The organism is Loktanella sp. DJP18, from assembly GCF_049310965.1.
GTDB lineage: Bacteria > Pseudomonadota > Alphaproteobacteria > Rhodobacterales > Rhodobacteraceae > Loktanella.
This window is the reverse complement of the sequence record NZ_JBMERN010000024.1, coordinates 12,743-33,958: the sequence shown is the minus strand read 5'-3', so window position 1 is coordinate 33,958 and position 21,216 is coordinate 12,743. Positions and strand designations below refer to the sequence as shown.

The 21,216-nt window shown below is 63.7% G+C and carries 20 protein-coding genes; 5 read left to right on the top strand and 15 right to left on the bottom strand.

The features are described 5' to 3' along the window. Positions 1-5 precede the first annotated feature (5 nt). From kduI to ACOI1H_RS09490, 5 genes are read left to right on the top strand one after another with little or no spacing between them, the layout of a single operon-like run. Positions 6-830 carry a 5-dehydro-4-deoxy-D-glucuronate isomerase gene (gene kduI, locus ACOI1H_RS09510; RefSeq protein WP_422436947.1) on the top strand — a complete coding sequence of 275 codons (825 nt, stop codon included), beginning with the start codon at positions 6-8 and terminating at the stop codon, positions 828-830. Continuing rightward, positions 827-1,567, top strand: a complete 741-nt coding sequence (kduD, locus tag ACOI1H_RS09505) for a 2-dehydro-3-deoxy-D-gluconate 5-dehydrogenase KduD (RefSeq protein ID WP_422436946.1) — start codon at positions 827-829, stop codon at positions 1,565-1,567. Before kduI ends, kduD begins: the two co-directional genes overlap by 4 nt. Then, positions 1,545-2,978 carry a mannitol dehydrogenase family protein gene (locus ACOI1H_RS09500; RefSeq protein WP_422436945.1) on the top strand — a complete coding sequence of 478 codons (1,434 nt, stop codon included), beginning with the start codon at positions 1,545-1,547 and terminating at the stop codon, positions 2,976-2,978. The genes kduD and ACOI1H_RS09500 overlap by 23 nt, the downstream gene beginning before the upstream one ends. Next, positions 2,975-4,159 (top strand): mannonate dehydratase, encoded by a 1,185-nt coding sequence (uxuA, locus tag ACOI1H_RS09495; protein WP_422436944.1) that lies wholly within the window; start codon positions 2,975-2,977, stop codon positions 4,157-4,159. Before ACOI1H_RS09500 ends, uxuA begins: the two co-directional genes overlap by 4 nt. Then, positions 4,152-5,675, top strand: coding sequence for a UxaA family hydrolase (locus ACOI1H_RS09490; RefSeq protein ID WP_422436942.1), 1,524 nt, complete (start codon positions 4,152-4,154; stop codon positions 5,673-5,675). The genes uxuA and ACOI1H_RS09490 overlap by 8 nt, the downstream gene beginning before the upstream one ends. Before the next feature lie 17 nt (positions 5,676-5,692). Here the strand turns inward: ACOI1H_RS09490 and ACOI1H_RS09485 are convergent, their stop codons facing one another. The 15 genes from ACOI1H_RS09485 to ACOI1H_RS09415 form a co-directional block, all read right to left on the bottom strand. Then, on the bottom strand, positions 5,693-7,159 hold the full coding sequence (locus tag ACOI1H_RS09485) for a mannitol dehydrogenase family protein (RefSeq protein WP_422436940.1): 1,467 nt from the start codon (positions 7,157-7,159) through the stop codon (positions 5,693-5,695). A gap of 41 nt (positions 7,160-7,200) precedes the next feature. Further along, a complete protein-coding gene (locus ACOI1H_RS09480) occupies positions 7,201-7,974 on the bottom strand; it encodes an L-iditol 2-dehydrogenase (protein ID WP_422436939.1) in 774 nt (257 codons plus the stop codon). Continuing rightward, positions 7,971-8,975, bottom strand: coding sequence for an ABC transporter ATP-binding protein (locus ACOI1H_RS09475; RefSeq protein WP_422436938.1), 1,005 nt, complete (start codon positions 8,973-8,975; stop codon positions 7,971-7,973). Before ACOI1H_RS09475 ends, ACOI1H_RS09480 begins: the two co-directional genes overlap by 4 nt. A 10-nt stretch (positions 8,976-8,985) precedes the next feature. Further along, a complete protein-coding gene (locus ACOI1H_RS09470; protein ID WP_422436937.1) occupies positions 8,986-9,816 on the bottom strand; it encodes a carbohydrate ABC transporter permease in 831 nt (276 codons plus the stop codon). Positions 9,817-9,829: 13 nt separating this feature from the next. Beyond that, positions 9,830-10,696 (bottom strand): carbohydrate ABC transporter permease, encoded by an 867-nt coding sequence (locus tag ACOI1H_RS09465; protein WP_422436935.1) that lies wholly within the window; start codon positions 10,694-10,696, stop codon positions 9,830-9,832. Positions 10,697-10,836: 140 nt separating this feature from the next. After that, complete coding sequence (locus ACOI1H_RS09460) at positions 10,837-12,150, bottom strand: ABC transporter substrate-binding protein (RefSeq protein WP_422436973.1); 1,314 nt, start codon at positions 12,148-12,150, stop codon at positions 10,837-10,839. Between the two features lie 113 nt (positions 12,151-12,263). Next, positions 12,264-13,298, bottom strand: a complete 1,035-nt coding sequence (locus ACOI1H_RS09455; RefSeq protein WP_422436934.1) for a LacI family DNA-binding transcriptional regulator — start codon at positions 13,296-13,298, stop codon at positions 12,264-12,266. Between the two features lie 141 nt (positions 13,299-13,439). Next, complete coding sequence (locus tag ACOI1H_RS09450; RefSeq protein ID WP_422436933.1) at positions 13,440-13,799, bottom strand: Na+/H+ antiporter subunit G; 360 nt, start codon at positions 13,797-13,799, stop codon at positions 13,440-13,442. Beyond that, a complete protein-coding gene (locus tag ACOI1H_RS09445; protein WP_422436931.1) occupies positions 13,796-14,065 on the bottom strand; it encodes a K+/H+ antiporter subunit F in 270 nt (89 codons plus the stop codon). Before ACOI1H_RS09445 ends, ACOI1H_RS09450 begins: the two co-directional genes overlap by 4 nt. After that, positions 14,062-14,565: a Na+/H+ antiporter subunit E gene (locus ACOI1H_RS09440; RefSeq protein WP_422436930.1), complete on the bottom strand. Its 504-nt coding sequence runs from the start codon at positions 14,563-14,565 to the stop codon at positions 14,062-14,064. The genes ACOI1H_RS09445 and ACOI1H_RS09440 overlap by 4 nt, the downstream gene beginning before the upstream one ends. 1 nt (position 14,566) lies before the next feature. Then, positions 14,567-16,162 (bottom strand): monovalent cation/H+ antiporter subunit D, encoded by a 1,596-nt coding sequence (locus tag ACOI1H_RS09435; RefSeq protein WP_422436928.1) that lies wholly within the window; start codon positions 16,160-16,162, stop codon positions 14,567-14,569. Continuing rightward, positions 16,159-16,536 (bottom strand): Na+/H+ antiporter subunit C, encoded by a 378-nt coding sequence (locus ACOI1H_RS09430; RefSeq protein ID WP_422436927.1) that lies wholly within the window; start codon positions 16,534-16,536, stop codon positions 16,159-16,161. The genes ACOI1H_RS09435 and ACOI1H_RS09430 overlap by 4 nt, the downstream gene beginning before the upstream one ends. Before the next feature lie 2 nt (positions 16,537-16,538). Beyond that, on the bottom strand, positions 16,539-19,394 hold the full coding sequence (locus tag ACOI1H_RS09425) for a monovalent cation/H+ antiporter subunit A (RefSeq protein ID WP_422436926.1): 2,856 nt from the start codon (positions 19,392-19,394) through the stop codon (positions 16,539-16,541). Positions 19,395-19,472: 78 nt separating this feature from the next. Continuing rightward, positions 19,473-20,309, bottom strand: coding sequence for an alpha/beta hydrolase (locus ACOI1H_RS09420; protein WP_422436925.1), 837 nt, complete (start codon positions 20,307-20,309; stop codon positions 19,473-19,475). Continuing rightward, positions 20,309-21,091, bottom strand: a complete 783-nt coding sequence (locus ACOI1H_RS09415) for an SDR family NAD(P)-dependent oxidoreductase (protein ID WP_422436924.1) — start codon at positions 21,089-21,091, stop codon at positions 20,309-20,311. Before ACOI1H_RS09415 ends, ACOI1H_RS09420 begins: the two co-directional genes overlap by 1 nt. Positions 21,092-21,216 lie beyond the last annotated feature (125 nt).

Below are 21,216 nucleotides of genomic sequence, written 5' to 3'. Positions count from 1 at the left end.
AACCCATGCTGACCACCCAGACCCGCTATGCCATTGACCCCGCCACCGCCCGCACACTGGATACAGAGGGGCTGCGCGACCATTTCCATGTGGACGGGCTGTTTGCAGCGGATCAGATCACGCTGGTCTACAGTCACTATGATCGCCTGATCCTCGGCTCTGCCGTGCCGGGCAATGGCCCGTTGACGCTGGACCGGGTCGAGGAGACGGGCACCCCGACCTTCCTTGCGCGCCGCGAAATGGCGGTGCTGAACGTGGGTGACGCCGGAACCGTCACGGTTGGGGGCGACACGCATACCCTGGAAAAGGGCGAGGTCGTCTATATCGGCATGGGGGCCGGGGCGGTCGATTTTGCCGGGGCTGGGCGGTTCTACATCCTGTCCGCGCCAGCGCATCGCACCTGCCCGACGCGGCTGATCAAGCTGTCGGATGCCCGCCGGGTGGAAATGGGATCGGCGGAAACCGCGAACGAACGTGTGATCCTGCAATTTCTGCACCCAGATGTAGCCGAGTCCTGCCAGCTTCTGATGGGTTACACGCAGTTTGCCGAAGGCTCTGTCTGGAATACCATGCCCGCGCATACCCACGACCGCCGGATGGAGGCGTATCTTTATTTCGACATGCCCGCCGACCGCCGCGTGTTTCACATCATGGGTGAACCGACCCAGACCCGCCACATCGTCATGGCGAACGAAGAGGCCGTGATCTCTCCGCCCTGGTCGGTTCATGCGGGGGCCGGCACCGGGTCCTATACCTTCTGCTGGGCGATGGCGGGCGATAACGTCGATTTCACCGACATGGACATGATCCCGATGGAGGCGCTGCGGTGAGCATGTTTTCCCTGACCGGCCAGCGCGCCCTGGTCACCGGGGCCAATACCGGGATCGGTCAGGCGATTGCCGTCGCTCTGGCGCAGGCGGGCGCCGAAGTGATCTGCGCCGGGCGCCGCGCCTGTGACGAAACGGTCGCCCTGATCGAAGACGAAGGCGGCACGGCGTCGTCGGTGCTGGTCGATTTCAGCGATCCGATGGCGGGGCAGGGGCTGTTCACGGATCAACCCGTCGATATTCTGGTGAACAATGCGGGCATCATCCGGCGCAACGATGCGGTGGATTTCACGGAAAGCGACTGGGACGCCGTCATGGACGTGAACCTGAAGGCGCTGTTCTTTACCACGCAGGCCTTTGCCAAGGCGGTCTTTGCCCGTGGCGCACAGGGTCGCGTGGTCAACATCGCATCGCTATTGTCGTTTCAGGGCGGCATCCGCGTGTCAAGCTATACTGCGTCCAAACATGGTGTCGCGGGCCTGACGAAGCTTCTGGCGAACGAATGGGCCGCCCGTGGGATCAACGTGAACGCCGTCGCCCCCGGCTACATCGAGACGAACAACACGCAGGCTCTGCGCGCCGACGCTGGCCGCAATGCCGCGATCCTCGACCGAATCCCGGCGGGTCGCTGGGGGCAGGCGTCGGATATCGCCGGGGCCGCCGTCTATCTTTGCACGCCCGCCAGCGCCTATGTCCACGGCGCGATCCTCAACGTGGATGGAGGCTGGCTTGCCCGTTGACCGCCTGACCAGACCCGAAACGCCACGCCCTGCGACGGGCATCGTTCACCTTGGCCTCGGCGCGTTCTTTCGCGCTTTCGGCTGCGTCTATGTCGCCGATGCGATGCAGGCGTCTGGCGGTGCATGGGGCATCGTCGGCGTCTCCTTGCGCAGTCCCGACACCCGCGATGCCCTGAAGCCACAGGGCTGGGCCTATACCTCGGTCACGCTTGCACCTGACGGGCCACAGACGCGGGTGATCGACGTGCTGAACGACGTGCTTGTGGCACCGGAAGACCCGGAGGCCGTGCTGGTCGCGATGGCCGATCCGCGCGTGAAGATCGTGTCGCTGACCGTGACGGAAAAGGGCTACTGCCACAATCCGGCGACCGGACACCTGAACGCCAATCATCCGGACATCCGCCACGACCTGTCCCACGAGTTGCCACGCTCTGCCCCCGGCTACATCGTGCGTGCGCTGCAACGCAGGATGGCCGCGGGGCTACCGCCCTTCACCGTGATGACCTGCGACAACCTTCCGCACAACGGGGCGTTGGTGCGTGGCGTGATCCTCGACCTCGCCCGCCGCATCGACCCGGCACTGGCGGACTGGATCGCGTCCGAGGGGCGGTTCCCTGCCACGATGGTCGACCGCATCACGCCCGCCACCACCGACGCCGATATCGCAACGGTGGAACGCCTGACCGGCCGCCACGACGCCGCCCCCGTCGTGCACGAACCCTTCCGCCAATGGGCGGTGCAGGACGATTTCGTGAGCGGTGACCGTCCCGATTTTGCCGCCGCCGGGGCGCAGATGGTGGACGACGTGACCGCCTTCGAAGACATGAAGCTGCGGATGCTGAACGGCACCCATTCGGCGCTGGCCTACCTTGGCTATCTGGCGGGGCATGAAACCATTGCCGACACCGTCGCCGACCCGGTCTTTGCCACCTATGTCCATCGGTGCTGGGCAGAGATCATGCCCGCCGTCAAAGCGCCCGAGGGCGTCAGCCTGCCTGACTATGCCGACGCGCTGTTCGACCGCTACGCCAACCCCGCGATCCGGCACCGCACGTGGCAAATCGCGATGGACGGTAGCCAGAAACTGCCGCAACGCCTGCTGGGCACCCTTCGCGCGAATATCGATGCGGGGCGCGACAGCCCGGCGCTGTGCCTCGCCGTGGCAGGCTGGATGCGTTACGTCGCGGGCACGGATGAGGCGGGTTCGCCCATCGACGTGCGCGACCCGATGGCGGTCCTGCTGCGCAAGACGGCGACCGACAGCGTGCCCGGCACGGTCACGGCGTTGCTGTCGCTGGAACAGATATTTCCCGCCGACATCGCCGCGCTTCTGGCCGCCCCGGTCATGCAGGCTGCAGCGCTTCTTTGGTCGCAAGGCGCGCGCGCCGCTGCCGCAGAGGTCGCCCCATGATCGAAAGCTGGCGCTGGTATGGCGATCTGGACGCGATTGCGTTGGCCGAGGTGGCGCAGACAGGCGCGCGTGGCATCGTCACGGCCCTGCATGAAATCCCATATGGCGCAGTCTGGTCCAAGGACGCGATCGCCGCCCGCAAGGCGCGGGTGACGCAGGCGGGTTTCGACTGGGTGGTCGTTGAAAGCCTGCCGATCCACGAGGACATCAAGCGGGGAACCGGCGATCTGACGACACTGTTCGCCAACTACCGGCAGTCGATGGCGAACCTCGCGGCGGAGGGGATCACCACGATCTGCTACAATTTCATGCCCTTGCTGGACTGGACCCGCACGGACCTTGCCGCGCCCGTCAAGGGCGGCGGCACGTGCCTGCGGTTCGAGGCCGTGCGCATGGCCGCCTTCGAGGTTCACATGCTGGGCCGCAGAGAGGCCGAAGCGGACTATTCACCCGAGGTTCTGAACAAGGCCGCCGCATGGTTCCAGCAAGCCAGCGAGGCCGACCGCGACGCGCTGCTTGCCGCGATCATGGCGGGTCTGCCGGGGGCGTTCGACCGCTACGACATTCCGGGCCTGCGCCGCGCACTGGACAGCTACGCGGGCATCGACCGCGCAACGCTGCGGGCGCATTACAAGCGCTTTCTGGAGGAAGTCATTCCGACCGCCACTGACCTCGGCATGCGCCTTTGCGTTCACCCGGACGATCCGCCACGCGACATCCTTGGCCTGCCGCGTATCGTGTCGGACGCGAATGACATCGCATGGATCATGGACGCGGTCGATACGCCCGCGAATGGCCTGACGTTGTGTGCCGGATCGCTGGGTGCGAACCCCGCGAACGACGTACCGGCCATCGCCGCACGGTTCGCCGACCGCATCCACTTTGCCCACCTGCGCAACGTGGCCAAGGACCGGGACGGATCGTTCGAGGAAGCGGCACATCTGGACGGCGACACGGACATGGTTGCCCTGTGCCGCGTCCTGTTGATGGAGGAGACCCGGCGGCGCGACATCGGCCGGGCCGACCATGCCATGCCCTTCAGGCCCGATCATGGTCATCACATCCTGTCGGACCTCGACCGGACGCTGATCCCCGGCTACCCTCTGATCGGTCGCCTGCGCGGGTTGGCCGAGCTGCGCGGCGTGATCCGTGCCCTGACCCATGAAAGCACACATGCCTGACGCCCTGATCCTGCACCCGGCCGATACTGTCGCCGTCCTGACCGAACGCGCCACTGCGGGCAGCGATCCGCTGGGCCTTGGCGCGCCCTTGGCCAAACCCGTGGCACCCGGTCACAAGATTGCGCGGCAGGCGATGACGACGGGGCAGGCGGTGCTGAAGTTCGGGCAGATCATCGGCACGGCGATGCAGGACATCGCGGCAGGCGAGCATGTCCACACCCACAACTGCGCCTTTTCCGACCACGATCAGGACTACGTCATCGGCGTCGATCTGGACATCGCACGCGCGGCCATGCCGCAAACCGCGGCGCTGACCTTTCAGGGCTACCTGCGTGCCGATGGCCGGGTCGGCACGCGCAACTACATCGCGCTTGTCGCGACGGTCAACTGCTCTGCCACCGTCATCCGCAAGGCGGCGCGCGAAATCGAGGCATCGGGGATTCTGGTCGACCATCCAAGCATCGACGGGATCGTGGCGCTGGCGCACGGCACCGGCTGCGGCATGGATCAGGACGGGCCGGGGTTCGCGATCCTCGACCGGGTGCTGTGGGGCCATGCGACGCATCCGAACGTGGGTGCGACGGTCTTTGTCGGCCTGGGGTGCGAGGCGATGCAGATCGCGCGGATGCAGTCGCATTTCGGAGATGCCGGCACCGAACGCTTTCATGCGCTGACCATTCAGGGCACCGGCGGCACCCGTGCCACCATCGACGCGATCAAGGCGCATGTGGCGCAGATCCTGCCGCAGGTCGCCGCCGTCGCACGCACCCCACAACCGATGAGCGCGCTGCGCGTCGCGCTGCAATGCGGCGGGTCGGACGGGTTTTCCAGCATCACCGCGAACCCGGCGCTGGGCGTGGCGTCGGACCTGTTGGCGGCACAGGGCGCGACGGCGATCCTCGCAGAGACGCCCGAAATCTACGGGGCCGAACAACTGTTTCTGCGCCGCGCCGCCAGTGCGGCGGTCGGTGACAAGCTGATCGGCCAGATCCGCTGGTGGGAGAATTATACCGCCATCAACGGCGGTTCGATGGACAACAACCCCAGTCCCGGCAACAAGCAGGGCGGGCTGACGACGATCCTGGAAAAATCGCTGGGTGCTGCCGCCAAGGGCGGTTCGACGCCGCTGACGGCGGTCTACGACTATGCCGAACAGGTCACCGAGCCCGGCTTTGTCTTCATGGACAGCCCCGGTTACGACCCGGTGTCCGTCACCGGGCAGATCGCCGGTGGCGCGCAGATCGTCGTTTTCACGACCGGGCGGGGGTCCGCCTTCGGGTCGAAGCCTGCGCCGACGATCAAGCTTGCGACCTCTGACGCGCTTTATGCGCAGATGCCCGACGACATGGACATGACGACGGGCGATATCGTGACACGCGGCGTCAGCATGGCGGACAAGGGGCAAGAAATCTTCGACATGATCCGTGCTGTCGCGTCGGGGCAGGTCACGAAGTCCGAAGCCTTGGGCCTTGGCGACAATGAATTCGTGCCCTGGCAGGTCGGCGCGACGATGTAGGTCCGTCCGTGACCTTGTCAGCCTGCGTAGGCTGACAAAGCGGCTTCGGTCCCGTCCGACCAGATCAGCGTCAGCCATGCGGAAAAAGCCCCGGCAAATGCCGCGTCCTGCGCCAAATCACCGTAAAGGCGACGCTGGTCCAGCCACGCGGCAGGCCGGTCTTTGGCGGCCTTGGCGGCGGCTTGCAGATCGGCCCAGACGGGATCGTTGGCCGCGATCGTCGTGCCGTCCTCGCGCGTGCCGTCGCACATGCGCGCCCACAGCGCCTCGACCAGCGCAAGTCCCTGGATCGGCGTGCCCGCCTTCAGCGCGTCGCGCACGACCGGCAGGATGAACCCGGTATGTCGCGACGATCCGTCAAACGCGACGCGGCGCGTCGTGTCACGGATTTCGGGGTTGGAAAAGCGGCTGTCGATCAGGTCCACGTAGGCCTGCGGCGTCATGCCGGGCACGGCGTGGACGTGGGGCACGATCTCCTCCATCTCGACCTTGCGAAACAGGGCGTGGATCAGGGGATGTTCCATGCAGCCGGCGATGGTTTCGACGCTCAGGATCTCGCCCGCGTTGGCAATGACCTGATGTCCGCCGTTCAGGATGCGAATCTTCATGGATTCGTAGGCGTGGACATCGTCAGTAAAGGTGGCCCCCACCTTGTCCCAGTCGGGACGTCCGGCGCAAAAGCGATCTTCGATCACCCATTGGCGGAAATTCTCGTGCGTGACGGGGACGTTGTCGGCAATGCCGAAATCACGGGCAAGCGCCAGTTCGGATGGTCCCGTCGCAGGGACGATGCAGTCGACCATCGCATTCGGAAAGGTGCATTTCGCGTCGATCCAGTCCGCAAGGGTCGGGTCGGACAGGCGGGCAAGCCCGGTGATCGTCTGCCGGAGGATGTCGCCGTTGCCTTGCAGGTTGTCGCAGGACTGGCAGGTGAACGGCCCGGTTCCCGCATCGCGCCTGCGACGCAAGGCGGCCACCATCGCACCGAACGCGCTGCGCGGCGTGCCGGGGTGGGCTGCATCGTGGGTCATGTCGGCGTGGGCCGCATCGAAACCACCATCGGCGTTCAGGTAGTAGCCGCCTTCGGTGACGGTCAACGCGACGATGCGGATCGCGGGATCAGACATCGCGTCGGCCAGCGCGGCGTTGCCGTCGACGACCGGGATGTAGTCGATCATCGACCCCGTCACCTCTGCCGACTTGCCGGACGGATCGAGTTCGATGAGCGTGGTCAGGCAGTCCTGCGCCAGCATCTTGTCGCGCGCAGCGGCGTCGGCAGGGCGCACGCCCGCACCAAGGATCGCCCAGTCTTGCGCCTGCCCCTGCTCCATCAGCCGATGCAGATACCACGCCTGATGGGCGCGGTGAAAGTTGCCAAGGCCGATATGCACGATACCGGGTGACAGGGTCGCGCGATCATAGGACGGGACGCGCACGTCGCCGGGCAGGTCGGACAGGGTGGACAGGGAAAGGGGGGTGGCCATGATGGGGCTTTCTAAGGGGTCTTGAGGCGTGTCGCGGGTCGTCAGCTCATCCACTGGCCGCCGTCGACGTTGTAGGTCTGCGAGACGATGTAGTCGGCCTCGGACGAGGCGAGAAAGACCGCCATGCCTGTCAGGTCGGCTGGCACGGCAAAGCGACCGGCCGGCACTCCCGCGGCGACTTCGGCCTTCTTCTGGCCCTGTGGCTTGCCTTCGAGCCTGGCGAACATGCTGTCGACGTGTTCCCAATGCTCTCCGTCCACGACGCCGGGGGCGATGGCGTTCACGTTGATGCCGTGCCGGATCAGGTTCAGCCCGGCGGATTGCGTCATGCTGATGACGGCGGCCTTGGTCGAACAATAGACCAGCACAAGGCTTTCGCCGCGCCGCCCGGCCTGGGAGGCCATGTTGATGATCTTGCCGCCGTGGCCCTGCGCGATCATCCGTTTGGCCGCGGCCTGCATGGTAAAGAGCGTGCCGGCGACGTTGACCGCGTAAAGCTTGTCATAGGACGCGCGGGTGATGTCGACGGTTTCCGACGCATCGAACAGGGCGGCGTTGTTGATGAGGATGTCGATCTTGCCTGACTTGTCCACGACTGATGCGATGGCCGCGTCGATGCTGGCCTGATCGGTCACGTCCAGATGCACCGCATAGGCATTGTTGCCAATCTCGGCGGCGGTCTGTTCGGCGGCCGCCATGTTGATGTCGGCGATTGCGACGGTGGCACCTTCCGCGATGTAGCGTTCGGCAAAGCCGCGTCCGATTCCGCGCGCCGATCCGGTGATCAATGCAGATTTTCCTGCCAGCCGTGTCATGCGATGCGTTGTCCCTGTGCGTTGAAGCGGTGGATATGTTCGGCGCGCGGTTGCAGATGGATGGTGTCGCCGTGAGTCAGGCCGACCTCACCCCCGGCGCGGACCGTCATCGGTTCGTCCATTTCCGGGATGTGAACGTGAAAGAAGGTGTCAGAGCCAAGGTGTTCAGCCACACCGACGCGGCCCGTGAACGTGCCACCGCTTTCGACAACGTCAAGATGTTCAGGCCGAATGCCGATGGTCGTTGCATCGTGTTGCGCCGCAATCGGGCCGGTCAGCAGGTTCATCTTGGGAGACCCAATGAAGCCCGCAACAAAGGTATTGCGCGGTGCCTTGTAGAGTTCGAGAGGTGAGCCGACCTGCTCGATGTTGCCGGCGCGCAGCACGACGATCTTGTCGGCCATCGTCATCGCCTCGACCTGATCGTGGGTGACGTAGATCATCGTCGTTGCCAGCGACTTGTGCAGCTCTGAAATCTCCATCCGCATGCCGACCCGCAGAGCGGCGTCAAGGTTGGACAGCGGTTCGTCGAACAGGAACGCCGCAGGTTCCCGCACGATGGCACGGCCGATGGCGACGCGCTGGCGCTGGCCGCCCGACAACTGGCCGGGCCTGCGATCGAGGTAGTCGGTCAGGTTCAGCGCTGTCGCCGCCTTGGCGATGCGGCGGTCCTGTTCGTCCTTCGGCATCCCCGCCATCTTCAACGGGAAGGCGATGTTCTTGCGCACGCTCATGTGCGGATAAAGCGCGTAGCTCTGGAACACCATCGCAAGGCCGCGCTTGGCGGGCGGCAAGTCGGTGGCGGGCTTGCCGTCGATGCGGATCTCACCGCCAGACACATCCTCCAGTCCCGCGATCAGACGCAACAGCGTCGACTTGCCGCAGCCCGAAGGGCCGACGAAGACGACGAACTCGCCGTCCTCGATGGTCAGATCAAGCGGCGGAATGACCTCGACTTCGCCGAACTTCTTCTGCACTTTATCAAGCGTGATGCGTCCCATGGTGGTCTCCTTATTTGACCGCGCCGAAGGTCAGACCCCGGACAAGTTGTTTCTGGCTGAACCAGCCCATGACAAGGATCGGCGCGACGGCCATGATCGAGGCGGCGCTGAGTTTCGCGTAGAACAGCCCTTCCGGTGCCGAGAAACTGGAGATGAACTTGGTCAGCGGTGCGGCGTCTACCGTTGTCAGCAGGATCGTCCAGAATGCCTCGTTCCAGGCGAGAATGATGTTCAGCAGGATCGTCGAGGCGATCCCCGGCACGGCCATCGGGGTCAGGACATAGATGATCTCGTTGCGCAGACTGGCACCGTCCATGCGCGCGGCTTCCAGAATTTCGCCCGGAATCTCTCGGAAATAGGTGTAGAGCATCCAGACGATGATCGGCAGGTTGATCAGCATCAGCACGACGATCAGCATGATGCGGCTGTCATAGACGTTCAGATACTTCGCGATCAGCACCAGCGGATAAAGCACGCCGACGGCGGGCAGCATCTTGGTCGAGAGCATCCAGAGCAGCACGTCCTTGGTCCGTTTACCGGGCACAAAGGCCATCGCCCAAGCGGCGGGGACAGCGATGATGATGCCGAGGATCGTGGAGCCCACGGCGATGATGATCGAGTTGGTGAGCGCCAGCGGATAGTTGGACCGCGCCAGAACGTCGGTGTAGTTCACCGTCGTCCAATCGAAGAAGAACCAGACCGGCGGGTCGGAGATCGCTGCGGCCTCCGACTTGAAGCTGGTCAGGAACGTCCAGAGGATCGGGAAGAAGATCAGCAGCCCGATGCCCCAGGCCAGGGCCGTCCACATGATCTTTTTGCGGGTCGTGATAGCGCGTGCCATGATCCGGGTCCCTTCAGTTGTCGAGGTTTTTGCCGACGATGCGCATCAGGAAGATGGCAACGATGTTGGCAAGGATGACGGCAACGATGCCGCCCGCGCTGCCCAGACCGATGTTCTGGCTTTCCAGCACCCGCTGATAGACGAGGTAGGTCAACGTGCGTGTGCCGAAAGCACCGTTGGTGGTGACGAAGATTTCCGCAAAGATCGACAGCAGGAAGATGGTCTGGATCAGGATGACCACGGTGATCGCGCGGGAAAGGTGCGGCAGGATGATGTACCAGAACCGCGACAGGGGCGGGGCGCCGTCCATCTCGGCTGCTTCAAGCTGTTCGGACGACAGCGACTGCACGGCCGTCAGCAGGATCAGCGTGGCAAAGGGCAACCATTGCCAGGCGACGATGACGATGATGGAGAACAGCGGGGCCTGTGACAGGAAATCATAGGGCTGCGCGCCAAAGAACTGCCAAAGATAACTGAACAACCCGTTGTCCACGTTGAAGAACATGTTCTTCCACACCAGGGCGGACACGGTAGGCATGACGAAGAACGGCGCAATGACGAGGATGCGGACGATCCCCTGACCAAACATCGGCTGATCCAGCAGCAAGGCCAGAACGACCCCGCCGCCGATGGTGATGACCAGGATTCCGGCGACCATCTGCAGGGTGACGGCGACGGAACTGAGGAACGATGACGAGGTCAGGAACGACACGTAATTGTCGAAGCCGATCCAGGTATCGAAGGTCGCGCGGAGCGGGCGATAGTCAGCGAACGAAAAGTAGAGCGTCATCAGCAACGGCACCAGCATCCAGACCAGCAGCACGAAAACGGCTGGCGCGATCATGATGCGGGCTGCTGATCTGGAATGGGCGGTTGCCATGACAGGCTCCTTTTGGCGATGGCGAACAGGACCTTGCGAAGGGCCGGGACCGGACCTGCGAAAGAGCCTGAAGGAATCATGCAAAAAGTAAAGGTGCCGGGGGCGGGCTTCGACGCCCCCGGCAGGGAGGACCGGCGGGTTTAGTAGCCTGCGGCTTCCATCTCTTCGGTGGTGAACGACTGGGCTGCGGCCAGGGCCTCTTCGGCGGTCTGGTTGCCGGCCAATGCGTCAGAGAACTGCTGACCGACCCGCGTTGCGATGCCCGCAAACTCTGGGATCGCGACGAACTGGACGCCGGTGTAAGGCACTTCCTGCACCGAGGGGTTGGTCGGGTCGGCAGAGTTGATGCTGTCCAGCGTCATCTGTGCGAAGGGCGCCGCATCCAGGTATTCCTGATTTTCGTACAGGGACGTGCGGGTGCCCGGGGGGACGTTCGCCCAGCCTTCGTTCGCGGCGACCAGTTCGGTGTAGGACTGGCCGGTCGCCCAGCTGATGAAGTCCTTGGCCACGTCCTGCTTTTGCGAGGACGTCGGGATCGCCAGCGACCATGCCCAGAGCCAGTTGCCGCGCTTGCCCAGACCCGTGTCCGGTGCCAGTGCGAAACCGACCTGATCGGCAACGGTGCTGTCGGTGGGGTTCGTCACGAAGGATGCGGCGACGGTCGCATCGATCCACATGCCGCACTTGCCTTGCTGGAACAGCGTCAGGTTTTCGTTGAAGCCGTTGTTGGCGGCACCGGCGGGGCCGGATTCGTTCATCATGTCGAGGTAGAAGTTGATCGTCTCGGCCCATTCGGGGCTGTCGAACTGGGCGTTCCAATCCATGTCGAACCAGCGGGCACCAAACGAGTTGGACATGGCGGTCAGGAAGGCCATGTTCTCGCCCCAGCCGGCCTTGCCGCGGGCGCAGATGCCGTTGATGTCGGCGTCGCGGTCGGTCATGGCGGCGGCGGCTTCACGGATGAACTGCCAGGTCGGGGCTTCGGGCATTTCCATCCCGGCGGCTTCCATCAGGTCCTTGCGGTACATGACCATCGAGGATTCGCCGTAGAACGGTGCCGCATACAGCGTGCCGTCGACGGTCAGGCCGCCTGCAATGGCGGGCAGCAGATCGTCGGCATTCCAGTCGTCGGCCATGCCTTCGTTCAGGGACACCAGCCAGTCGTTCGCGCCCCAGATCGGTGCCTCATAGGTGCCGATGGTCATGACGTCGTACTGACCGCCACCGGTGGAAATGTCGGTGGTCACGTTATGCCGCAGGACGTTCTCTTCCAGGACGACCCAATTGATCGTGTTCCCGGTCGCTTCTTCCCATTGGGGCGAAAGCGCTTGCATGCGCACCATGTCGCCGTTGTTGACGGTTGCGATCGTGATTTCCTCGGCCATCGCGGCAGAGGCAAGGCCGGCTGCGAGGCCAAAGCCGATCGCGGAGCCGAGCAGTTGCTGCTTCGTCATCATAATTCTTCCTCCCAAGAAGTTTTACATGCGTCAATTCTAAGACTTGGGAATGCGATGCGTCAACACAAAATTTCATTGCGCGGCGCTGCAACGCAGCATTGCGTCTCGCGTCAGGCCGATTCACGGATTTTAAGCACCCCGTCAATCAACCGAATGACTTGTGTTTCCGGCACATTTTCAGCGCGTAACTTTTCCAGCAGCCTGTCGATGGCAGCCTGCCCGATGGCCGTCACATCCTGTGCGACCGTGGTCAGGCTGGGTGTAGTGAAGGGGCAAAGTGGATAATCGTCATGTCCGGCGATTCGCAGGCCGCCGCGGCGCTGGGTGCCCGGCTCCAACCCGTGTTTCGCTGCAGCGCGCAGGGCTCCGATGGCGACACGATCATTGGCGCACAGGATCGACGCCGTCAGGTATTGACCGCGCGCAAAAGCCCTTCCCATGACGGCCAGACCGTGCGACTCGAAATGCCAGGCGTCGTTGATGGCTTCGGTTCCGATAACGCGGGGTTCCAGGCCCAGTTCGGTCATCTTCTCGATATAGGCAGCTTCGCGTTCAAGCGCGTTGAAGTTGACCCGCGGCATGGCAAGGAAGATCGGCGGATCGCCCACCCGGCAAAGATATGAGGTGATCGCGCCCGTGCTTTGCCTGTGATCCGACCCGATGAAATCGACATCTTTCAGCGGCACCGGGCGCGAATCCATCAGCACGAAGGGCAAGCGGGCGTTCAGCCGCGCATAGACCTCCATGTCGCTGTTGTTGCCCAAGGGGGCGACGATGGCACCGTCGACACTCATGGACAAAAGGGTTTCGACCGCGCGCCGTTCTATGACCGGGTCGGAATGCGAGCATTGCGTGATCACCGTGTAACCTGCGCGCATGGCCGCTGTTTCGATCGATTCCAGCAGGCGGGTAAAGAACAGGTCGTTCAAGTAGGGGATGATGACGCCGATCATGCCGGTGGTCTTGCGATTCATGCGCATCGCAAAGAAGTTCGGCGTGTAATCGACCCGGGCCAGGCCATCGACGATCCGTTCGATAGAGGTTCGGCTGACCTTGCTTGGATCCTGAAAGTAGCGGGACAGCGTCGGCCGAGAGACACCGATCGCCGCGGCCAATTCTTCCATCGTGTGAATTTTCGGTTTCAAGGGCTGGCCTAATCTGTCGTTTTCCAACTTGAAACTTGACGATACGTCAAATTCAGAGACGCGTCTCTGAATTTTTGTTTACAGGTGTAAAATTTATTTGTGCTGCTGGCAATTGTCCTGCCCGCAGGCACAACCCTGCTCTCAGGGGTCGGTGCGTGTCGCCCATACCCGGTCGTTCGGCGGCTCCGGCACGTCGCCCAGATCGCCGCAGCGGTGGAGATGTACCTTAGCCATGAAGTGCGCGGAAATCGGCGCCGTCACGAACAGGAACGCCATCACCAGCATTTCGTGCAGCGACGGCGCGCCAGAGGCGAAACCATCGAACATCGATGCCAACAGCAGCGTCCCCACACCCAGGGTCGATGCGACGGTCGGCGCGTGCAGGCGCGACACCGGGTCCGACAGCTTCAACAGCCCGAAAGACCCCACCAGTGTCAGGATGGCACCGACCAGCAAAAGGCCTGCGACGATCAGATCGACGATGAAGGCAGTGTCCGTCATTCGATGATGTCCCCCCGCAGCACGAAGCGGCACAGCGCAACTGTCGATACGAAACCGAGCATGGCGATGATCATCGCGCTTTCGAAATAGACCTGCGTGCCGAAATAGAGGCCCGCCAGAATGATCAATGCGATGGCATTGATGACCATCGTGTCCAGCGCAATGATGCGGTCCCCCACGTGCGGACCGCGCAAGAGGCGCACCATCGCAAGGATCTGGGCCAGTCCGACGGCACCGATGGCCACAAAAAGGGCGATCTCGGTCATTGGAATATCTCCTTCAGACGACGTTCGTAGCGGTTCTTGATGTCGTCGCGTACCGCGTCGGGGTCCGGCGCGTGCAGGGCGTGCACCAACAAGGCCGTGCCGTCATCGCTTAGGTCGGCGGAGAGGGTGCCGGGGGTCAGCGTGATCGAACCGGCCAGAATGGTGATCGCCTCGGGTTTTTTCAGGTCGAGGGGGATGACGATCCACGCAGGTTGCAGGGCCGCATTGCTTTTGAACAGGATCTGAACGGCGACGGTCAGGTTGGACTTGATGATGTCCCACATCACGATCAGGCAATAGCCGATCATGCCGAAAGGACGGGCGACCGGCGGCCGGTCGGGCCAGTAGGCGGCGGTGAAAATCGGGATCAACAGACCCAGAATGGCACCAAAGACGATAGTGCCCAGCGTCAGGGTGTTCGACAGAAGGCACCAGACGACGATCAACAAAAGCGTGAGAAGGGGATGCGGCAGCAGCCGGCGGGTCAGGCGCAATGGCATGTCAATGATCCCCCTCTGCCGCGTAATCGTCCGTGATCGTCTTGCCCGGCATCGACAAGACCGCGTCGACATAGGGTGCCGGGTCGAACAGTTGCAACGCCGTGGCAGACAGCACGCGCGTGGTCGGTCCGGCAAACACCGTGAGCGCGACGAGGAGCGCGATCAGGCTGCCGATTGCGACCATCGGCAGGACCGGCTGCGGCGGCGAAGAATCGGGGACGTTCGCCTCGCTCTTTTCGCTTTCGGGAAAGGGTTCGGCGTTGCTTGCGGTCTGATGCGACCGCCAGAAGACTTGGCTTCCTGCGCGGCTGAAGCCGACGACCGCAACCAGCGATCCGACCAGAACGGTTCCCCAGACCCACCAGACCAGTCCCGATGCGCGTGCTGCATCGAGGATCAGCAACTTGCCGACGAAGCCCGAGAGCGGCGGCAGGCCCGTCATCGCGATGGCCGAGACGAAGAACAGGCCGGCAACCAGCGGTCCACCAGAGAAAGGCACCGCGTCGCGCAGCCAGACCCCGACCTCGGTGCGTCTCGTGCGCAGCACGTCGACCAGCAGGAACAGGGCCGCCGTCGCAAAGGTGGAGTGGATGGCGTAATAAAGCGCTGCGACGATGCCGGCCGGGGTAAAGACGGCGACCGCGCTCAGCAGCATGCCCATCGATCCGATGACCGAAAACGCGACGAGCCGGTCGATGCGCTTGGATCCCAATACGCCGATCATCCCCAATGCCAGCGTCAGCAGGGCGGCCGGCATCAGCCATGTATCGAACAATCCCTGCGTCAGCGCGAGGTCCGGCGGAAAGACGAGGGTATAGACGCGAATGATGCAATAGGCACCGACCTTGGTCATGATCGCGAACAGGGCGGCAACCGGGGCAGGGGCCTCAGCATAGCTGGCGGGTAGCCAGAAGTGCAAGGGTAGAAGTGCAGCCTTCACCGCGAAGACCAGCAGCAGCAGAACGGCGGCAACCCGGATGCCCGCATTGTCGCCGGGGTCAAGGGTCGCCACACGCTGTGCCAGATCGGCCATGTTCAGCGTGCCAGTCTGCGCGTAAAGGGTGCCGAGTGCGAACAGGAACAGCGTCGAGCCGAGCAGGTTGTAGAGCACGTATTGCGTGCCGGCCCGCAGCCGCGCAGCCCCGCCAGCATGGATCATCAAGCCGTAAGACGCGATCAGCAGCACCTCGAAAAAGACGAAAAGGTTGAAGGCGTCGCCCGTCAGGAAGGCCCCCATGATCCCCATGAGCTGGAACTGGTAAAGTGGATGGAAATGCTGACCGCGCGCGTCCCAGTCCGAGCCGATCGCGTAAAGCAGCACCAAGGGGGCCAGAACGGCCGTGATCAGCACCATCAGCGTCGACAACCGGTCCGCGACCAGCACGATACCGAAGGGGGCCTGCCAGTGCCCCAGTTGATATACGCTGATGGTGCCGTCCTGCGCCTGCCAGAACAGTCCCGCAGCGATGGCCAGCATGACAACCGAACTGGCGACCGACAGCACACGTTGCAGCGATATGTGAAACCGTGCGACCAGCACCAGAATGGCGGCCAGCATGGCGGGCAGAATGATGGGGGCGACGATCCAATGGGTCATCGGGCAGCTTCCCCTCGCAAGGGCTGCGGGGCCTCGGGGATCGTCGCATCCGGTGCCGGAACATCGACAAGGTCGTCCTCATTGCTCAGATACGATCCAAGCGCCATGATCACGACCACAGCCGTCATGCCGAACGAGATCACGATGGCCGTCAGCACCAGGGCCTGCGGCAGCGGGTCGGTATAGACCGTGACGCCGTCGCGCAGCACCGGCGGCGCGTTTACCGCCAATCGACCGGAAGCGAAGAGAAAGACGTTCACGGCATAACTGAGAAGCGATGTGCCGATGATGACCGGAAAGGTGCGCTGGCGCAGCACCAGGTAGATTCCCGCGGCTGTCAGCACGCCGATCCCGGTTGCGACGAGTAGTTCCATGGTCAGTCCTCCCCCGCCGTGCGGTCGCGTGACGGGTCGATGTCCATCGCGTATTCGCTGTCTTCCGTGCCGGCGCGGCGTCCGAGCCGCGAGAAGCTTTCCAGCGACAGCATCACGGCGCCGACAACGGCCAGGAACACGCCAAGGTCGAAGCCCATCGCGGTGGCCAGTTCGAATTCGGCCATCGGCGGAATGCGGAAGTATCCGAAGGCCGATGTCAGGAACGGGACACCCGCAAACCATGATCCGATACCGGTCAGACCGGCGACAAGCACGCCTGCGCCGATGATGCCGTGATAGGGATAGCGCTGACGCTTTTCTGCCCAGGCAAATCCCGACGCCATGTACTGCATGACCACGGCAATCGCCACGACCAGCCCGGCGACGAAACCGCCGCCGGGCTCGTTGTGGCCACGCAGGAAGATGAACACGCCGACCATCAGGATGATCGGCATCATCACGCGGGTCAGCACGACCATCATCATCGGGTGGGCGTCGCCGGCCCGCGCTTCCTCGAACGTGCGGTTCAGCAACCGGGCGCGGACAGCGCCATTCAGAAGCGCTTCGGTCAGGGCGTAGATCACCAGCGCGGCGATGCCCAGGACGATGATTTCTCCGAAGGTATCGAAGCCCCGGAAGTCCACGAGGATCACGTTCACGACGTTCGTGCCGCCGCCGCCCTTGTAGGAGTTGGCAAGGTGGTAGTCCGAAATCGAAGCCAGCGGGAAGTCCGTCATCAGGACAGTCCAGATCAGCCCGGTCACCGCGACGCCGCCGACTGCTGCGATGGCCGCATCGCGGCTGCGGCGCAGGGCACTCGATTCACCAGGGCTGCGGTTGGGCAGGAAATTCAGCGCCAATAGCAGCAGGATGATCGTCACCACCTCGACCGAGATCTGCGTCAATGCGAGGTCAGGTGCCGAAAAGTAGTTGAAGCTGACCGAGACGATCAGGCCGATAATCCCCATGAGGATCAGGACCACCAGACGGTTGCGGTGGTAGATGACGAGCGACCCGGCTGTCGCGACAAGCATCACCCAAAGTCCTACCGCCACTGGCGACATTGGCAGCATGGTCCGCGTCGTGGCCGCGGCGGTGCCGGTGAACCAGGCGTGCGCGCCCAGCCCGACGACCGTCAGCACGAAGATCGCGGCGTAACGGGTAAAGCTGCCATCGTGCAGGCGTTGACTGAAGCGGTGGGCGCAGGCGGCTAGCGCCTTGATGAGGCTGTCGAATATGTCCTTTGCCTCAGGCCGCGGTGTGGCCTCCCACAGGCGGGACAAGGGGCGGAACAGGGCCAGCCAGATCAGCCCGCCGGCGACGGCGATCATCGACAGGAACAGGGCGGGCTTGAAACCATGCCACAGGGCCAGATGCTCTTCGGGCATCTCACCGACACCGCCGATGACGGCCTGCGTCACAAGCCGCACAAAGGGTTCGGCCAGGAACGGGGCCACGCCAAGGCCGATGACCGGGATCATCAGCAGCGCGGGTGGCAGCCACAGACCCGGCTCGGGGTCGTGGGGATGCGCCGGATAATCCTGCCGCTCCGCCCCGAGGAACGTATGAGAGATGAAGCGGAACGAATAGGCCGCCGAGAACAGCGCGCCCAGCGAGGCGACGACCGCGACGAGCAGGGGGCTGGCGAACAGGGTCGTGTGCAAGGCCTCTTCCAGCATCATTTCCTTGGACACGAAACCGTTCAGCAATGGAATCCCCGCCATCGACAGCCCGGCAAGGGTGGCCAGCAGAAAGGTCAGCGGCATGACGTGGCGCAGGCCGCCCAGGCGGCGCATGTCGCGGGTGTGGACACCATGATCGACGATGCCTGCCACCATGAACAGCGCAGCCTTGAAGCTGGCGTGGTTCAGGATGTGAAACACCGCAGCCATCGCGCCAAAGGTGGTGCCGGTGCCCAGCAGAAAGCAGATCAGACCAAGATGCGAGACGGTCGAAAAGGCCAGCAGCGCCTTCAGGTCATGCTTGAAGAAGGCGATGAAGGCCCCAAGCACCATGGTAATCAGGCCGACAGAGCAGACCAGCGTGATCCAGATCTCCGTGCCGGACAGCACCGGCCAAAGGCGGGCCATCAGGAACAGCCCGGCCTTTACCATCGTCGCAGAGTGCAGGTAGGCGGACACGGGTGTTGGTGCGCTCATCGCGTGGGGCAGCCAGAAGTGGAACGGGAACTGGGCGGATTTGGTGAAGCAGCCGATCAGGATCAGCAGAAGGGCCGGCACGTAAAGCGGTGAAGCCTGAATGATGTCGCGGTTCTCGAGGATCACGGTCAGGTCGTAGCTGCCCGCGATCTGGCCGAGGATCAACATGCCGCCGATCATCGCGAGCCCGCCCATACCGGTCACGGTCAGCGCCATGCGCGCACCCTGGCGCCCTTCCGGCAGGTGTTTCCAGAAGCCGATCAGCAGGAAGGACGACAGCGACGTCAATTCCCAGAACACCAGCAGCATCAGGATGTTGTCGGACAGCACGATGCCGACCATGGCACCCTGAAACAGCAGCAGGTAGCTGAAGAATTCGCCCATGTTGTCGTCGCGGGACAGATACCAGCGCGCGTATATGATGATCAGCAGTCCGATGCCGAGGATCAAGGCCGCGAACATGAATCCCAGCGGATCAAGGAACAGGTTCACGTTCAACCCGAGCCCCGGCAGCCAGTCCAGCCGGGCCAACGCGACTTCGCCTCGCCAAAGGGCGGGCAGGTGCGTCAGCAGGCCGATCAGCGCCAACGCTGTGACCGTGAAGGTGGCGACAAAGCACGCCTGACGTCCGGCCCTGATCATCAGGCCGGGCAGCAGCGCACCAAGAAAGGGCAGGGCAACGATCAGAAACAGCGACATGGCGTGGTTATCGCGGACACCGTGGCGAACGACCAGCCCTTTCGGGTGGTTTCATGCGCAGGACAGCACGGATTTGGGTCATGTGGGACAATTTCTCGCAGGTGCCACAAGATGGCCGGCCACCGCGGCCAGCGTCCGTCGTGCCTCTGGCAGCGCGTCAGGCCACAGATGCCACATGTGGAACAGATCTGGTTGCACGTCCAGCGTCACGGCAATCCCCGACCGTGCGGCGCGTGTCGCCAGCAGCAGGGCATCGTCCAGCAATACTTCCGTCGTCGTGGTCGAGATGAACAGGGGCGGCATGCGGGTCATGTCGGCCAGCAGGGGCGAAGCCTCGGGATCGTCGTCAGGCAGGGCTGACAGGGCCATATCGCCAAGTACGCGATCCTGAGCGTCGTCGTTCATCAGGTCGGACCCGGAGTTGCGGCGGCGCGTTGTGCTCAGCCCCGTGCGGTCGGTGTTCGGCGACAGGACGGCAAGCCGCCCCACATGACCTGCCATGCGGGGGGCAAGCACCAGCGCCAGATGCCCGCCGGCACTGTCGCCTACCACATCGCAAACCCCCAATGCCCGCACCACATCCTGACCCGCCTCGCGCTGGGCGGGCCAAGGGTGGTCGGGACCCAGCGGGTAATCCGGCACGAAGACCGGCCTTCCGGTCTGATCGGCCAGCGCGCGGGCCGGGGCCGCGTGACTGGCGGACCCGCCGAAGACATAGCCGCCACCGTGCAGCCACAAAATCGGGCGGCCGCCCTGACCGAACCAGCGACCCGGACACCCGCCGACAGCAGTCACTTCCGGCAGATCCGGGACACCAGACGGATGAGCCAGTCGCAGAAAGGCCGCCCGCATGTCTGCGGGCGACCCTTCCACCGGCGTCGCCTTGATGTGTCTTTCCAGTGCGGCGCGGTCCATCAGACGTTGATCGACCCCACGGCCCCGCCATCGACGCGCCAGTTGGCACCGGTCACGAAGGACGACAGTTCGCTGCACAGGAACGCGATCACCGGGGCGACCTCTTCGACCTTGCCGCGCCGCTTCAGCACGAGATAGGGGCGTTCCTCGTCGAGAAAACTCTCCACGGCCTCGTCGAGGGAGCAATTCTCCTCCTCCGACCGCTTCTTCATCATGCCGTCGGTCATCGGAGTCTCGATGAAGGCCGGCGCGATGCAGTTGACCAGCAGGCCCTTGCCCGAATGGGCCATGGCGATGCTTTTCGCATGGCTCAGCAAGGCGGACTTTGCCGCGTTGTAGACGGTTTCCTCGGGGTAGGGCTGGGCCACGTTTTCGGACGTGACAAAGACGACGCGGCCCCAGCCCCGGTCGATCATCGTCGGACACAGGTGCCGCGCCAGACGGACGCCGGACAGAAAGTCGATGTTCAGGGCATCGTCCCAGTCCTCTTCGGTCATGGTCAGGGGATCGCCCTTGGCGCCCGTCACGCCGGCGGCGTGGACCCAGATGTCGAAATCGGTCCCCGCCTGCCCGATGAAGGCGTCGACCCCTGCCTTGCTGGACAGATCACCGGCGATGCAGATGATGCCGAATGCGTCGCGCACGGGGGCAAGGTCTTCTTCCTTGAGGTCGGTCGCAGTGACCTCCACGCCCGCCTCGATAAATCGCTTGATTGTCTCTATGCCGATGCCGCCAGACCCGCCGGTGACCAGCGCGCGTTTGCCTTTTATTCCAAGATCCACGTCTTGCTCCAGTTTATTGTTGTCGGCGGTCAACAGAGGCCGGGGTCGTCGGGTTCCACGCACAGGGCGAAGTGTCACGGATGGGAACCTCTGTGTCGTGGATTGGTTGTGGCGCAACGGCTCGA